At 57.3% G+C, this 15,548-nt stretch carries 16 protein-coding genes and 1 tRNA gene; 9 read left to right on the top strand and 8 right to left on the bottom strand.

Annotated elements, in window-relative coordinates:
- Window positions 1–108 precede the first annotated feature (108 nt).
- Window positions 109–921 (top strand): serine hydrolase, encoded by an 813-nt coding sequence (locus KDN35_RS06825; protein ID WP_171565370.1) that lies wholly within the window; start codon window positions 109–111, stop codon window positions 919–921.
- 80 nt (window positions 922–1,001) lie between these two features.
- On the opposite strand, the gene KDN35_RS06830 is transcribed toward KDN35_RS06825, so the two are convergent.
- Both KDN35_RS06830 and KDN35_RS06835 read right to left on the bottom strand, forming a co-directional pair.
- On the bottom strand, window positions 1,002–2,294 hold the full coding sequence (locus KDN35_RS06830) for a phytoene desaturase family protein (protein ID WP_171565371.1): 1,293 nt from the start codon (window positions 2,292–2,294) through the stop codon (window positions 1,002–1,004).
- A 268-nt stretch (window positions 2,295–2,562) separates the two neighbouring features.
- Entirely contained in the window at window positions 2,563–3,705 is a 1,143-nt protein-coding gene (locus KDN35_RS06835; protein ID WP_171565372.1) for a virulence factor, read from the bottom strand.
- A 313-nt stretch (window positions 3,706–4,018) separates the two neighbouring features.
- On the opposite strand from KDN35_RS06835, the gene KDN35_RS06840 reads away from it, so the two are divergent.
- Window positions 4,019–4,243, top strand: coding sequence for a hypothetical protein (locus KDN35_RS06840; protein WP_171565373.1), 225 nt, complete (start codon window positions 4,019–4,021; stop codon window positions 4,241–4,243).
- Between the two features lie 175 nt (window positions 4,244–4,418).
- Window positions 4,419–5,405 (top strand): P1 family peptidase, encoded by a 987-nt coding sequence (locus KDN35_RS06845; protein ID WP_212132418.1) that lies wholly within the window; start codon window positions 4,419–4,421, stop codon window positions 5,403–5,405.
- Between the two features lie 155 nt (window positions 5,406–5,560).
- On the opposite strand, the gene KDN35_RS06850 is transcribed toward KDN35_RS06845, so the two are convergent.
- The 4 genes from KDN35_RS06850 to KDN35_RS06865 form a co-directional block, all read right to left on the bottom strand.
- A complete protein-coding gene (locus tag KDN35_RS06850; RefSeq protein WP_171565375.1) occupies window positions 5,561–6,631 on the bottom strand; it encodes a branched-chain amino acid aminotransferase in 1,071 nt (356 codons plus the stop codon).
- A gap of 245 nt (window positions 6,632–6,876) precedes the next feature.
- Window positions 6,877–8,811, bottom strand: a complete 1,935-nt coding sequence (locus KDN35_RS06855) for an ABC-F family ATP-binding cassette domain-containing protein (protein WP_212132440.1) — start codon at window positions 8,809–8,811, stop codon at window positions 6,877–6,879.
- Window positions 8,812–9,080: 269 nt separating this feature from the next.
- The gene (locus KDN35_RS06860) at window positions 9,081–9,563 is read right to left on the bottom strand and encodes a hypothetical protein (protein WP_171565377.1); all 483 of its coding nucleotides are present in this window, start codon (window positions 9,561–9,563) and stop codon (window positions 9,081–9,083) included.
- Window positions 9,564–9,834: 271 nt separating this feature from the next.
- A complete protein-coding gene (locus tag KDN35_RS06865; RefSeq protein ID WP_326838917.1) occupies window positions 9,835–10,587 on the bottom strand; it encodes an arginase family protein in 753 nt (250 codons plus the stop codon).
- A 63-nt stretch (window positions 10,588–10,650) separates the two neighbouring features.
- Here KDN35_RS06865 and KDN35_RS06870 point away from each other — a divergent pair, with 63 nt between their 5' ends.
- Window positions 10,651–10,788 (top strand): hypothetical protein, encoded by a 138-nt coding sequence (locus tag KDN35_RS06870; protein WP_171565378.1) that lies wholly within the window; start codon window positions 10,651–10,653, stop codon window positions 10,786–10,788.
- Between the two features lie 71 nt (window positions 10,789–10,859).
- Here the strand turns inward: KDN35_RS06870 and KDN35_RS06875 are convergent.
- A tRNA-Thr gene (locus KDN35_RS06875) sits at window positions 10,860–10,934 on the bottom strand.
- Between the two features lie 127 nt (window positions 10,935–11,061).
- Window positions 11,062–11,790 (bottom strand): NAD-dependent deacylase, encoded by a 729-nt coding sequence (locus KDN35_RS06880; RefSeq protein WP_230076747.1) that lies wholly within the window; start codon window positions 11,788–11,790, stop codon window positions 11,062–11,064.
- Window positions 11,791–11,875: 85 nt separating this feature from the next.
- Between KDN35_RS06880 and KDN35_RS06885 the strand changes: the two genes are divergently transcribed.
- The 5 genes from KDN35_RS06885 (at window position 11,876) to KDN35_RS06905 (ending at window position 15,482) form a co-directional block, all read left to right on the top strand.
- On the top strand, window positions 11,876–12,664 hold the full coding sequence (locus KDN35_RS06885; protein WP_212132419.1) for a metallophosphoesterase family protein: 789 nt from the start codon (window positions 11,876–11,878) through the stop codon (window positions 12,662–12,664).
- 205 nt (window positions 12,665–12,869) lie between these two features.
- Complete coding sequence (locus KDN35_RS06890) at window positions 12,870–13,298, top strand: disulfide oxidoreductase (RefSeq protein ID WP_171565380.1); 429 nt, start codon at window positions 12,870–12,872, stop codon at window positions 13,296–13,298.
- A 3-nt stretch (window positions 13,299–13,301) separates the two neighbouring features.
- Window positions 13,302–13,769 (top strand): thioredoxin family protein, encoded by a 468-nt coding sequence (locus tag KDN35_RS06895; RefSeq protein ID WP_171565381.1) that lies wholly within the window; start codon window positions 13,302–13,304, stop codon window positions 13,767–13,769.
- A gap of 239 nt (window positions 13,770–14,008) precedes the next feature.
- Entirely contained in the window at window positions 14,009–14,797 is a 789-nt protein-coding gene (locus KDN35_RS06900) for a FixH family protein (protein ID WP_212132420.1), read from the top strand.
- Between the two features lie 247 nt (window positions 14,798–15,044).
- Complete coding sequence (locus KDN35_RS06905) at window positions 15,045–15,482, top strand: GreA/GreB family elongation factor (protein WP_171565383.1); 438 nt, start codon at window positions 15,045–15,047, stop codon at window positions 15,480–15,482.
- Window positions 15,483–15,548 lie beyond the last annotated feature (66 nt).

Here is a 15,548-nt window from a genome sequence, read left to right on the forward strand (position 1 = left end):
AACATTTTTTCTTGATTATGCCAAGTACGAGTACATATTATTATCTTATCTTATGAATATTTTGTCTATTGCCTATATTAATAATGTACGCGAAAGGAGTTGGCTGCGGTGCTCTCTGCCCTCGGGCCTTCACTTGAAAGATTAACGGAAGAAACCGGCGGTCAATGGGGAATTTACCTGGAGGATGTGCGGACAGGGGAACGGCTCGGCATCGCCGAACATCAGCGCTTCTACGCTGCCAGTCTGATCAAGGTGCCGATCATGACGGCAGTGTTTGCCGAGGCGTACGCCGGCAGACTGGCCCTATCGGACAAGCTCCGGCTGCGTCGGGAGGATCAGGTGGGCGGAGCCGGCGTGCTTCAGCACTTCACCCCGGGCACCGAACTGACCGTCTACGACGCCGTGACGCTGATGATCATTCAAAGCGACAATACAGCGACCAACATGCTGATCGATCTGATCGGCACGGACGCCATTCGCACCGCGATGAGCCGTACGGAAATGGTCAACAGTTCGTTTTACAACAAACTGATGATTGTGCCCGCGGAGCCGGAGGGCTACAACGAAGTGACGGCCGCCGACATGGGCAGCCATTTCCGTTTTTTGGCGACGGGAAAAGCGATCTCGTACAACAGCTGTCTGCAGATGATCAACATCCTCAAGCGGCAGCAGCACCGCGACCGGCTGCCGTGTCGCCTGCCCGATCCGGAAGGCGATGTCATCGGCATGCTGCCCAAGTGGGAGCTGGCGAACAAGACCGGAACGGTGACCAACATCACGCACGACGCCGGCATTTTGTACGTGGGCGGCCACGCCGTGATCATCTGCGCCCTGTCGAAGAACGTGGATGCCAAGGCTGCCGGTGAGGTGATGGGACAAATAGGACGGATGGTGTACGACCTGTACGCGGGCCGCTCCTGACCCATGCCGTGCAGGCAGGTGCCGCACAATGAAACGGCGTCCTCCCCGATTGGGAAGGACGCCTCTGTTGTATCGCGTGTCTACTTTTCGAGAATCAGCTTGCTTGCCTCATACGCGCTGGAGAAAGAGAGCTCGGACAGCTGTCCCTGTCCTTCACACCAGTCGCCGGCAAAGAAGAGGTTACGGTAGTCCGGCAGGAAGATCGGCATGGGCTTCTGGTTCATGGTCCACTTGATCTCCTGCACCACGGCGCGCGTCGAAACGCGCGGGACGACCAGATGTTCGCGCCAGCCCGGGAAGTGCTTGTCGTACAGCTGTTCAATTTCCTGTTTGCGCTGTTCGACCGCTTCCTTGTTGCCAACTTCCGATTGGCGCAGGTAGGCTGTCGCCTGCAGCAGTTGGCCTCCCTCCGGCACGCAGGTGGTGTCGTAGTAAGAGATGTCGGTGATGAAAATGTTGTTCTGCTTGTCGTATACATAGGTGTAGGGCACGTCGATCCGCTCTTTCAAGCCGATGTCGTACACCACCACGACCGTCGGTTCGTACAACGCGTACTGTTCGATGGCGTGCTCCAGCTTGGTATCCTTGAACACCTTGACCATTTCCTTGGGCGGAATGCAGCAGACGAACTCGTCGGCCGTATACTCCGCATCCGGGGTGACGGCGGCGATCACGCGGTCGTTTTCCCAGCGGAACGCCTCCACTCTGGTCTTGGTGAGAATCGTGCCGTTGTTGGCCTCGATGACGCGGACAAACTCGTTGATCAACGCCTGCCAACCGCCTCCGATGTAGGCCACCGGCTTGTTGGTCGTAAACAGGCGGCGATAGTAGGTAAAAAACACGTCGGACGGGATTTTTTCCGGCTCCCGGGTAAAGAAGTTGGAAGACGCCAGCGTCAGCATCATTTCTCGCACGTCCTCGCTGACGTTTTTCTTCTCCATCCATTTTTGGATCGACAGGTGCGGATGGCCCGTCTCCATCTTCAGCATCGTTTTCAAGATTTCAAAGGTAAACAGGACCTTGTCAATCCCTTTCAACAACTTGGTGCGGAACAGCCCCTGCACGTTAGCCGGAACGGCGGTCAGGTCGTCTCCCAAGTCGTATTTGGCTTTGTTGGGGTTGAAATCCTGCCAGTCGATCTGCAGGCCCAACTCTTTTTCAAACGTTTTCAAAATGGACGTGTCGCGTCCGTAGATGGCGTGAGCGCCAAAGTTGAAATTAAAGCCCTTGAGTTTCAGCGTGACAGCTCGCCCGCCCAAGGTACCCCGTTCCAAGAGCGCCACTTTCTTGCCCTTGGTCGAAAGATAGGCAGCAGCCGACAATCCGGCCAGTCCGCCGCCGACAATGACGACGTCATAGTGATTGGTAGTCATACAACAAACTCCCTTACGCACTCTCGAAGTTGATTCCTAATCCTCATAGAATAATAAGGGATGGACAAGGTGGAAGTCAACTAAAAATGAACTGTGTCTAATATTATACTCGATATACCATTTATTGGCTGATATCGCCAGTTTTTTACAACCGCACATACCTTTCGCCGACGGGTGATATATCTCGAAGTGATTCACCTAAGCGGGAGCAGCACCTGAACATCGGGCCGTACATCGGAAACGGAAATTGGATGCGTCGACAAGCATCTCAGCCCTGCTCGTTTCGCCGCGTCATCTGCTGCCAGACCGTGCCGCTGGCCGCTTCTCCGCTTTCGATCCGCTCCAGCGCCATCTTGATTTGCAGGCGCACCTCGAATTCCGGTTCGTCCTGGGCCGCTCGCAGCGCCTCCAACGCGGACTCGTCGCCCACTTCGTAAAGGAAGCGGGCCGCCCGCCAGCGGACCAGCTTGTTGGGGTCTTTCAACGCTTCTGCCATCGGGCCGATGGCGCGCGGGTCCCCCAGGTCGGACAGGGTGTCGCCCGCCGTACGCCGGACGGATACGGATTCGTCCCGCAGCGCTTCGAACAGATGAGGCAGCACCGCGTCCCCGCCGACCATCCCCAGGTAGACAACCGCCAGCCGACGGATGGAGGCTTTGGGATCGTGCAGGGCCTTGATCAGCACCGGCAAATCCGCTTCGGTCGGCTCCAGCCCATCCAGGGCGGCATACCGCTTTTGCCAGTCGGGATCGTCCAACATCTCCAGCGTAACCACTTTTGTTTCCCGGCGTTCCGGCTGCAGCGGCGCCTCTCCCGGCTCCTGCTGCATCGCCAGCTTCACCAGCTCGTCCACCCGCTCCTGCGGATATGCGGCGTCGATCTCCTGCGCCACCACCTCGCCGATTTCGCGCAAATCACCGTAGCGGACGCCATGTTCCACCCACTTCCGCTCCATAATCAGGTTGGGCGAAGCTGACCCCGCATGAACGGCTGCCTTGCCGAACCGCTCCGGCAGTGCGGTGCGTACCTGCTCCGTTCCCATCGTCACCTTCACCTGCATCGGAATGCCGCGGAACATCTGAATGTATACCTGCGCTTCCCCCCAGCAGGTATCGCCTGCTTCCTGCGCCACAGCCGGCAGTGCAACTTCTCCATCAGGACCAAACGCTTCCCTGGCCTGCGTCAGAATCCGCTGCCAGTCAGCGGTTGACTTTCGCTCCAAGGCGAAAAAATCGGCCGTGTGGAAAATGGACGTCACACCCTCAATCGCCAGCAACTTGCGGATCAGGTCCGGAAGGGACGCTGTCGTTTCTTTTGTATATACGCGCTGTACACCGTCAGGCAAACGCTCGTCCACGTTCAGCTTCATCACGTTGGGACTGGGCGTCGGCTCGATGGACAACAGTTTCATATGAATCACTCCTCCAGCCACAATCACTCCTGTTTATCGTAGCACGACTGTCCCTTGCTTTCCATGTCAGCGGCCCGCGAAACTGCACCTGGCTGCCTCGACGTGCGTCTCCGTCAGCCGCTTGCGAGACTGCCGACGGCCCGGCCGGCCGCTCGCATCAGCGCAGAAATCTTCCCGTATCGTACGCAAGTTTGCGTCATTCCATTCGTTTGGCGGCCCAAAACAAAAGGCCCCGGACGGCGGCCTTTTTTTATCTCACGATTGTGGCATAGAATGGTAATCAGGAATCCCCGGAAAGGTGTGTTGAGTTCAGATGGAAAAATCGTTTTACTACCCGGTAAGCTGGCGCGACGCCCAGCGGTACAAGACGCTGTTGAACGCCAAGGGGGTCCCCTACCGAATCCAGTCTCCCGTGGACCTGCCTGTGCTGGAAGACGGCGAACTGGCCATCGTCTTTCCGTCCATCCCGCTTCGCCTCTACGCCTGGGTGCGAACGCTGTTTGTCCGGGACGGACTGCGGTATCCTGATTTTCTGTAAATCAAGCGCCCTGCCACCCCTTGATCGGGCAATGGCCATCGTATATGATGAAGACACATCAGACGGAATTTTCGGGCAATAAAATGGCGAGAGCGGCGACGGTTCGCACATTCCGGCAGGGACCGGAGAGCCGCCAGTTGGCTTAGCGAAAACCACCAGGAAAGACGGTGAGAATGTGACGCGGGAACAACACGAGGCATACGGCAGCATCGTGGACGTGCCGGGCGTCAAGGTGGGACAGGTGCAGGACGCGGAGGCGCTGACGGGCTGTACGGTGTTGGTCATGGAAAACGGGGCGGTCTGCGGCGTCGATGTGCGCGGCTCTGCCCCGGGCACACGGGAAACCGATCTGCTCCATCCGATCTGCCTGATCGAACGGGTACACGCCATCTGCCTGTCGGGGGGCAGCGCATACGGATTGGATGCGGCAAGCGGTGTGATGCGCTGGTTGGAGGAGCGGAACATCGGGTTTGACGTCGGCGTGGGTGTCGTACCGATCGTGCCCGCTGCCGTGCTGTTTGACCTGTCCGTCGGCAGCGCCAAGGTGCGGCCCGATCAGCAAATGGGGTACACAGCGGCCCAGCAGGCAAACACCCATCCGGTCAAGCAAGGCAACGTTGGAGCGGGAACCGGTGCGACAGTCGGGAAGCTGGCCGGCGTGCGCCACGCGATGAAAGGCGGCCTCGGCTCCGCCTCCCGCCGCCTGCCGAACGGTTTGGTCGTCGGGGCAATCGTTGCCGTCAATGCCGTAGGCGAAGTGCGTGATCCGGCAACCGGCAAGGTATTGGCCGGAGTGCGGGACGAGCACGGACAGATTCGCGACATCCGCTCCCTGATGATCGAACAGGGCACTTCATCCATCCTGCCCGGAACAAACACGACGATCGCCATCGTGGCGAGCAACGCCAATTTTACCAAGGCCCAGGCCAACAAGGTGGCGCAGATGGCTCACAACGGCCTGGCCCGGACGATTTTTCCCGTTCACACGATGCACGACGGCGACACCATTTTCGCAGCCGCCACCGGCGGAGTGGACGCCTCCGTCGATCTGGTCGGCACGCTGTCGGCAGACGTGCTTGCCGAAGCGGTCGTCAACGCGATCATTGCCGCCGAGACCGCCGGGGGAATCCCGGCCTATCGCGATCTGCGCCCCCAGGCTTGAAGTCGGTGCAGTTCGCTTGCCGTTTGTGGCAAACCTGCCATGCAGCACGACAAACGCCCTCCGGCTGGACAAACCGCCGGAGGGCGTTTTTTACAGGTTCCGAACAGGGGCTTCTCCATTCCTGTGCCTTTTTTGTTATGAGCCGATACCCGTTTTCACTCGACTTCCACAATCCAGCCGTACGGGTCGGCGATCTCTCCGTACTGAATGCCGGTCAAGGTGCCGTAGAGCTTTGCCGTCAGTTCACCGATCTGTTCGTGGTTGATGACCATGTGGTGATCGTTCCAGCCCAGCACTCCGATCGGGGATACGACCGCCGCCGTCCCAGTGCCGAACGCTTCCTCCAGTTCGCCCCTGGTGTACGCGACGTACAAGTCTTCCATCGACAGCTTCTCCTCGCGCACGGGGATGCCCCAATCGCGCAGAAGGTGGATGACGGAGTCCCGCGTAATGCCGCCCAGGATGCTGCCGTGCAGCGGAGGCGTCCACACTTCCCCGTTTATTTTGAAAAACACGTTCATGCTGCCTACTTCTTCAATGTATTTGTTCTCGATGGCATCCAGCCACAGCACCTGTTCATAGCCTTTTGCATGCGCGTCTTCCTGCGCCTTCAGGCTGGCCGCGTAATTGCCGGATACCTTGGCAAAGCCGGTCCCTCCCCTGACGGCACGGACGTAGCGGCTCTCCACATGGATTTTGACCGGCTTCATTCCCCCTGCGTAGTAGGCGCCGACAGGTGACAGGACGATGACCAGTTTGTACGACTCGGACGCCCGGACCCCCAGGTAAGGCTCTGTGGCGAACATGAACGGACGTATGTAGAGCGACGTTCCCCGTTCCCGCGGCACCCAGTCTTTTTCCAGGCTGATCAGGGTTCGCAGCGCCTCCAGGAACAGTTCTTCGTCAATCGACGGCATGCTGAGTCTGGCGGCAGACAGGTTCAACCGCTGCGCGTTTTTCTCGGGACGAAACAGCAGGATGCGATCGTCACTGGTCCGATACGCTTTCATGCCTTCAAAAATGGCCTGTCCGTAGTGAAGCACCAAGGCCGCCGGGTCGAGTGCGAGCGGCGCGTACGGAACGATTCGCGGATCGTGCCAGCCTATTTCTGCGGAGTAGTCCATGACAAACATATGGTCGGTAAAATACCGGCCAAAGCCCAGACAGCTGCTGTCGGGCTTCTCTTTTTTGCGGTCGGTTTGCGTGATGGTGATCGGGTACGGCATTTCTTTTCATCTCCCTGTCTTTGATACAAATCCTGATTACTCGTAACTATAGCACAACCGTTCCGAAGTGAAAAACTATTCTGAACATTAATATGACGATCATGCTGTTACGGCTGTGTTCAATGGCGGGTGTGAGGTCACTCCCGCAAAAAAGAAGCCCTCCGCAAAATGAAGCCCCTCCCGGAAGCCGAAACATCCGGGAGGTCTCCTGCCATACGAACTAAAGCTGTGCCTAAAGCTGCCGACTATTTGCTGCGTTCAATCTCCTCGATCAACGCGGACAGTTCCGCCCAGCGATCAATTGCCGCTTCCAGCTCGGCTGACACCTGCTGTTCTTCCGCAAACAGCTTCTCCACCTTGGCGTAATCGCTGCCCGCTTCGGCAATGGCTTGTTTCAACGCTGCGCTCCGCTCCTCCAGCGCCGCGATCCGGGACTCGATCTGCTCCCATTCTTTCTGTTCCTTGTAGGAAAGTCGACGCGGACGGTTGGTTCCCCTGCCCGCTCCGCTTCCGTCACGGGAGTCGGCCGCCGCAGACTGCGCCTTGTCCGCGCGCCGTTTGGACAGGGCTTCCGCTTCCTGTTCCCGGCGTCGCGTGTCCAGGTACTCCGAGTAATTGCCCATGAAGTGGCGAATTTTCCCATCCCCTTCGAAGGCAAACAGGTGGTCAACGGTCCGATCAAGAAAGTAGCGGTCGTGAGACACCGTAATGACAGTGCCGGGGAAGTGTTCCAGATAGTCCTCCAGGATGCTCAGTGTCTGAATGTCCAGATCGTTTGTCGGCTCGTCCAGGAAAAGGACGTTCGGCTCGCCCATCAGCGTGCGCAGCAGGTAGAGCCGCCGTTTTTCCCCGCCCGACAGCCGGGAGATGGGGGTCCACTGCAGATGCGGCGGAAACAAAAACCGCTCCAGCATCTGGGATGCGGTGATCGTCTGGCCATCGCTGGTGCGAATCACTTCGGCCGCTTCCTTGACGTATTCGATCACGCGCATGCCTTCGTCCATCTCCACGTTCTCCTGCGTGTAGTAAGCCAGTTTGACCGTCTGCCCCACCACGATGGTGCCCGCGTCCGGCTGGATACGGCCCGCGAGCATGTTCAACAGGGTTGACTTGCCGCTGCCGTTGGAGCCGATGATGCCGACGCGGTCCCCGGGCTGGACGATGTAGCTGAAATCGTCAATCAGCTTGCGCTCCCCATACCCTTTACTGATGTGCTGGATCTCCATCACGGTTTTGCCCAATCGGCTGGCCCCAAGCGACATCTCGATCGTTTGCACCGGTCCATCCACTTTACGGTCGCGCAGTTCCTCCACGCGTTGGACGCGGGCCTTCTGTTTGGTCGTCCGCGCTTTTGCCCCTCGGCGCAGCCAGGCCAGCTCCCGCCTCAGCAGATTTTGCCGTTTGCTTTCCGCAGCTGCTTCGCGCTCTTCCCGTTCCGCTTTCTTTTCCAGGAAGACCGCGTAGTTGCCCTCATAGCTGTACAGCTTGCCGCGATCCAGCTCACAGATGCGGGTGGTGACGCGGTTTAGAAAATAGCGGTCGTGCGTGACGAACAAGAGCGCCCCTTTGTAGCGGGACAGGTAATCTTCCAGCCACTCCACCGTCTCATTGTCCAGGTGGTTGGTCGGCTCATCCAGGATGAGCAGGTCTGCCGGTTGAATCAGGGCGCGGGCCAGCGCCACCCGTTTGCGCTGCCCGCCGGACAGTTCGTGCACCTGTTGGGTAAAATTGTGGATGCCCAGCTTCGTCAAGATCGTTTTGGCCTGAGTGCTGGCCTCCCAGGCATCGGCCGCGTCCATCCTGCTCTGCAGCGAGTACAGCCGTGCCTGTTTTTTCTCGTCATGCGGGTCGGTCTGCAGGTCAGCCACGGCCTGCTCGTACTGGCGCAGCAACTGGATGAGCGGCGTGTCGCCGTAAAACACCTGTTCCAGCTCGGTGGAGCGTTCCACGAAAACCGGATGCTGCGGCAAATACTCCACGCGAAAGGATTTGGCGTGAACGATCTGTCCGCTGTCTGCCGTCTCCTGTCCGGCCAGGATTTTCAACAGCGTGGATTTGCCCGTGCCGTTGACGCCGATCAGCCCGATCCGCTGTTGTTCGGCGATATGAAAGGATATGTCGTCAAACAGGACTTTCTCCCCATAGCTCTTGGAGAGATGTTCAACTGATAGGATATGCATTGTCGTCACCCAAATTTGTGAAAGATGGATCAACCCGTGCTCCGGAAGACAGATAGCAAAAAACCAGGGGACTTCTCCCCTGGCACCCGTTTTCTTCCGGTGGGGTTGGTTCTGCTAGACGTCACGAAGAGGAAACCTCGCCGTTTCATCGTAGCAAACCCCAGCTTCTTTCGTCAAAGGGGACGGCCTGTCGGGAGCAGTCAGCTGCACCGGACGATGGCGATATCTTAGAAACAGACCGCAGCCCCCCGCGCTCCAGGCTCCAGGAATTACTGCAGGGAAAACAGCAGTTTTCTGCCTTCCTTCGATACCCGAACGCGATCGGTATGCTTCAATGCCTTTTGCACAATTATGTATGGACTTGGCCATTCAACGCCCTTTTTCTGCTGCAGTTTGTCATACAACTCTGCAAGCGTCAGCGGTCCTGCCGCTTCCTCCAGAATCGCTTCAATATCCTTGGCGATTCCCGGATAATCGTGGTGCTGATACGCCTTTCTGGGTCTCCCTACGTGTTTGTCCAACACTTCTCGCGGCATCGCCTGCCAGCTCGCAAGGTCCTCTTCCTGCTCTTGTGTCTCGGCAGGAAGGCCGTACTGCTCGTCCAGCTCACGGATTCGGTGCAAAACCTGTTTGATCTCGCTCCCCAATTCTTTGTCACGATCAACGTACTCGCGTCTCAAGGATACCCGCAGTTCCAGCAATGACTGCAAGGTCATCTGTAACGCCTTCCGTTCATGAAACGCTGCTGACATATTTTCCTCCTCTGTTTTTGTTTGTTACCATGATAAACCATTTCCTGGAGGCCGAGGAGTAACTGCAGTCCTGAAAGAAAAGCGCGGATTGGAACGATAGTAGGAATCCAGGCGAGTGAACGCGCATTTGCGCAGGGGAAGTCGAGACAAAAGCCCTAGGGAGGCATGGACAGAAATGGTGCAGCGGAAAAAAGCGGTTGCGCGAAAACTCGCCGGGATACGTCGCTTAAACGCCGGCTGTCCCCCGCCCGCGTTTTGTTTGTCTAACCGGCTAGGCGCACATGACTGATTGCAGGATGGCCAGGTTGGTCCGTTCGTTCAACCGAAGCTGGTCGGCGTGCAGCCAGACGTCGACTGGCGTCACCGGCAGTTCGCCGCAGACGTCGATGCCGAGTACGTTTTTCTGCCGAACGAGCGCCTTGAGTGATGCGAGCAGTTCCCGCAGATGCATGTTTCCATGATCCCAGTTGGTTACGGCGAAGGCGCGATTCAGCACGTCCTTGTCGATACTGATGTACACATCTTCGGTCGCGATGGCGGAAAGCAGCTCCTGCGGATCGCCTGCGTTCGGGCGAAGTACAACTTTTCCCTGCGCATCGGACAGGCAGAGCGTTTGCTCCGCAGAAACGCCGACAATCAGCACGCGCCTGAGGTGAGGAAGACGTGCTGCCGCTTCGGCCACCCACGAACCGCACGTCAACACCCCGGCCATGTCGTCCGAACGCTTCGCATCAGTGTGATTGTCAAACAGGACGAGGCTGAACGGCCGATTGATTTCGCTCAGCAGAAGATAGGTGACATAGTGATAATTGCCGTTTCCGATAAACGTGATGCCGCGACCGGTCCGGGCCGACAACCTGCGGCTGATTTCTGTCAGCGCCCTTTCTGCGCAAAACAGGTTGGCTTCCGCAATGTCCGCCAGGTCGATCCATTCGTCGGCAACATCGGACAGCTTGTGCTGCCAGGGGTATGCATCGTCAAAGTTCAGCAACGTCACGTCATGATGAAGGAGTCCCATGATCATCAAATCCTTTCCTTGCGAAAACGAGATTGTGCTCAACGGTGTTCCTTTCATGAGGTGTCGGGTATGAACTTTGTTGATGGCTTTATTATACAACACAAACGCCAGGGAGGGAAAAACGGGAGGCAGATAAAAAAAGAGCCGACCACCATGCAAGTGATCGGAGGAGTAGTACGTGAATACGTTCATTATACAAATGAATGATGCCAATCTCCTTAGGGGAGTGATGGAAAGACAGGAAAAAAGCAGGGGACTGCTCTCCCCTGCCTTGTGTATGGTGCTGGTGAAGGGACTCGAACCCCCGACCTGCTGATTACGAATCAGCTGCACTACCACTGTGCTACACCAGCATTATGTTCTTTTGTGAGTCAGGTCGACCGACCAGTTTTTGTATCGATCGCGCTCACAGGTTTTATTCTAGTAAACATTCCACAAAAAATCAAGAGGAAAATGAAAAAAATCCTCCACTTTTTTCTGTCAGTATCCCGACAGCTCCGCTTCCACTGTTTTCAGCACCGTGCCGATCAATGCGTCGCCGATCACCAGGTCGGCCAGATCGTCCAAAGGGGTGGGCTCTCGGTTGATGATCACCAGTCTGGCCCCGGCTGCTTTTGCCTGCTGCGGAAACCAGTTGGCCGGGCTGACCACGAGCGACGATCCCAACACGAGAAACAGATCGGCTTGTTCCGTCCACTCCGATGCCTTCGCCAGCGCTGCTTGCGGCAGCGCTTCTCCAAACAGCACGACCGTCGGACGCAGAAAACCGCCACAGTCGCATACCGTCCCGTCCGGCTGCAGGTAACGCGCTGCCGGGTAGGTACGCTCGCACGCCAGACAGCACAGCGTGCCCAGGTTTCCGTGCAATTCAGCCACGTTCCGGCTGCCCGCCTGCTGATGGAAGCCGTCCACGTTTTGGGTGATGATTCCGCGAATCCGCCCGCGACGTTCCCATTCGGCCAAAATGGCGTGCCCCTCGTGCGGACGGCAGGCCAGAAGCCCTTCGATGCGCATCCGGTAAAAAGCTGCAAACCCCTCGCGATTGTGCCGCAGCGCCTGAGTGCTGGCCAGTTGGGTCGGGTCCTTGCCCTGCCATATTCCTGACTGCGCCGAACGAAAATCGGGCAGCCCGCTTTCCGTCGACATGCCCGCTCCCGTAAACACGACGGCCTGTCTGGCATCCCGGAGCCATTCCGCTAGCATCTTCATCTGCGTCTCTCCCCTTTTCACGCAAACGTCTCCTCCACATATTGTATAGGAAGAGCGTTGTGTTTGTATACGAGGGGGTGTCGGCATGGCCATTTATTTGGTGTCGGATATTCACGGTCACTATGAGGTGCTGCGGACAGCGTTGGATCGCGTCAGCTTTTCTCCGCAGCAGGGCGATCGCCTGTACGTCCTGGGGGACGTGGTGGACCGTGGACCGCAGTCGAGGGAGGCACTGCAGTACCTGCTGAATTTGAGACAAACCTATCCGGACCGAATCGTTCTCATCAAGGGCAATCACGAGCAGATGCTGCAGGATTGGTTGGAAGGAAAGGGGGACGCCAACCTTTACTTGCGGATCAACGGCGGTGACGCCACCATCCGCTCCTATCTCGGCCGACAGTCCCTGCGGCGCGCCTTCCTGGGCGGCCTTCCCGCTTTGAACGATCAGGAATCGGCACGCAGATACATTCTCTCCCGCTATTCCTATCTGCTGCCTTCGCTCGCCTCCCTGCCGCTGTACGTGGAAATGCCAGCCGATCCGGCATCCGGGGCTCCGGCCGCCCTCTTCGTTCACGCCGGCATCCGTCCCGGCATCCCGCTCGACCAGCAGCGGCCCGAAGACCTCCTCTGGATCCGCCAGCCGTTTTACCAGTCATACAGGGGAGAAACGGTGATCGTATTTGGCCACACGCCTGTTTCCATGCTCCCCGGCTATACCAGGAACGGGGTGTGGCGGCGCGGCAACCTGATCGGCATCGACGGCGGCGCGGCCTCATGGCAGGGCGGTATTTTGCTGGTGGAGTGGCCGTCGCTTCGCTACGTGTACGTACCGGTGCGTGAGGTGTATCCCTCGCCGCGCATCCATCTTCGCTAGCTGCCGCCGTATGATTTCGGCGGCTTTTTTGCGCGTGTCTTTGGAATTTTGATCCGCTGCACAGGGCAGCAACCGGGACAAGCCATCCCGCCGCCGACAACTGCCGGCGTCGCTTTTTTGGGCAATCAATGTCTTTCAAAAAAATTACTTTAAATAAGTTACTTCCCATTCGTAATGTGTGATAAGATGAGGACGAGGTGTTGATATGCGACGAGAACAAATAAAAGAATACGCGCTGTTCGGTTCATGGGTGGTATCACTCATCGCTACAGCTGGAAGCCTGTTTTTTTCGGAGGTGATGAAATACATTCCCTGTGAACTGTGCTGGTTCCAGCGGATTTTCATGTACCCGCTGGTCATTCTGTTGGGAGTCGCCGCCGTAAAAAAAGATTACCGCATGTCATCATACGCCTTGATCCTTTCTGTCATCGGCGGGTGCATCTCCCTGTACCACTATCTGATTCAAAAAGTGCCCGCTCTGAACGATCTGGGTAATGCTTGCGGCATCATTCCCTGCAACACGGACTATATCAACTGGTTTGGCTTTATCACCATACCTTTTCTCGCCCTGGTCGCCTTCATCATGATTGCTGTGCTGCAAATCTACATTCGCAGATACGAAAAGGAGTGCTAAGTCATGAAAAAGGTCATTGTTCTTTCAGTCATTGTGGCCGCCCTGTTGATCGCCGCAATTGTCTACTCCGACATCGCGAACAAAAAGGCAGCGGAAGGCAATCCCTTCGGCAAAGCCAACCTACATCCGGCCACGATCGAACAACTAAACGATCCGCTTTACGACAACCAGATTCTCCCGGATCAACTGAAAGCAAAGCTGGACGAAAAAGAGGAACTGTTCGTCTACTTTTACAGCCCCACCTGCGAGCACTGCCGGGCTACCACGCCCGTCCTGGTGCCGGTGGCCAAAGAGCTGAACGTGGACGTCAAAAAGCACAACCTGCTGGAATTCAGCGCCAGTTGGGACGCGTACGGCATCGAGTATACCCCTACCCTGGTCCACTACAAGGACGGCAAGGAAGTCTCCCGCCTCGTCGGCGGACAAACCGGCGAGCAGCTGAAATCCTGGTTCCAGGAGCAAACGAAATGACATGAGCCTCCCCCCGCGGGAGGTTTTTCCGTGTTGTTGGCCATAAAAATGGCAGTTGTGTGAACGATCCATCCATCTGTCCGGAAATAGCCCGTTCGAGCCATTAGGCTTTTCCCTGTTCTTGCCTATAATTGAGGGAGGTGGGTCATCCTCAATCGAGCCTCGTCTCTGAGTAAAAGCGATCATCCGACGGCGTCTGACAACCCGTCGGGAACAGGAAGAAAGAGGGGTCATTCAGCATGAAGCGATACATAGCCGCGTTGATCGGGGCACTGGCTCTGATGGCCGCTGGCTGCGGCGGCCAGGAAGAAGCCGTGCCGTCCGCCAGTCCGGTGGAGGTGGTGCTGGCGCTCACGCCGAAGGAACCGGTCGCCGGAGAAGCGATCACCTTTGCGGTCACGGTGACACAGGACGGCGCTCCCGTCAACGACGCCAGCAGCGTGGAGTTTGAACTGTGGAAAGACGGGCAGGAACAGCACGCAACGATCCCCGCGACGCTGGCAAAAGACGGCGTCTACACGGCGCAAACATCATTTGCCGAACCCGGCTCCTACTACGTGATGTACCACGTGACCGCGCGTGACTTCCACAACATGCAGAAGCATCCTTTTACGGTCAAGGCAGCCGGCAGCGACCAACCCACGTCTCAACCGGAGAACCATGACGGTCACGGCAACGGACAAGCCGTCAATCACGAGCACGGCGGTGAACACGGCGCGGACCACCAGCACACCAGTGGCATCAACTATCACTTTCAAGCAGCTGACACGCTCACAGCCAACGAAACGGCCGCTTTGACCGTCAGCCTGACAAAAGACAACCAGCCGCTTAGCAAAGCCGCGGTACGTTTTGAATACTGGCGCGCAGGCGAAGAACGCCATCAGTTTGTCGACGCCGCGGAAACGCAGCCGGGCGTATACAGCGCATCCGTCACCCTGCCCGCTTCCGGTGACTACACGGTCAACGTCCACGTGGAAAAAGACGAAACGATCCACGACCACAAGGAGTACACCCTCCACGTCCGATAATCGCAGCGAAAACCCTTGCAGGTGCAAGGGTTTTCGTGTTGCAGGCAAAGTCCTAAGTGTCACTGGAAAGCATGTTGTATTTTTCCTCAAATAAGGTAAAATGGAAGCAAGGTCCCATGCGTTTGAGCAGGGGGCCACATTCTTTTATTCGGAGGAGATTGCAGTATGAAGATGAAGCGAACGCCCTGGCGACTCACAACCTTTGCTGAACGGTGGTCCATTCCAATACGAATAGGAGATGATTACGGTGAACCATAGCACCCTCACCCCCCTGCACCGCCGACTGGTGGAGCAGCTTGTCTATTTTGACGAACAGCGCACTCCATTCCTGGATTTGCATTTTGCCGGAAAACCGGCCGAACGCCAAAAAGCCAGCCAGTGGCTGGATCTGTACGTATCGACAGTGGAATCCCTGCTGCAAGAGACAGCCGGGAACACAACGTCCGATCTGCCCAAAGTGGTGATCGGATCACAAGTAACGCTGCACTATGTTGAAGATGGATACGAGGAGCAGTTGACGATCTGCTTCCCGGAACAGACCGATCCGGATGCGGGACGCATCTCGTTCCTGTCGCCCCTCGGTCGACAGTTGCTGATGCAGGCCGTAGACGACACACTGCGCCTGGAAATGCCCATGGGCACGACAGAGGTGATCGTGCGCGCCGTCCGCTTCGTCGACTGGTAACGTGGAAAACAACGGCACTTCCGCCGTGTATATACAGTTCATAGACTGCGGCCATCGGCAAAGGAT

Origin of the sequence: Brevibacillus sp. NL20B1 (genome assembly GCF_018195675.1) — a bacterium.
GTDB classification, from domain to species: domain Bacteria; phylum Bacillota; class Bacilli; order Brevibacillales; family Brevibacillaceae; genus Brevibacillus; species Brevibacillus aydinogluensis.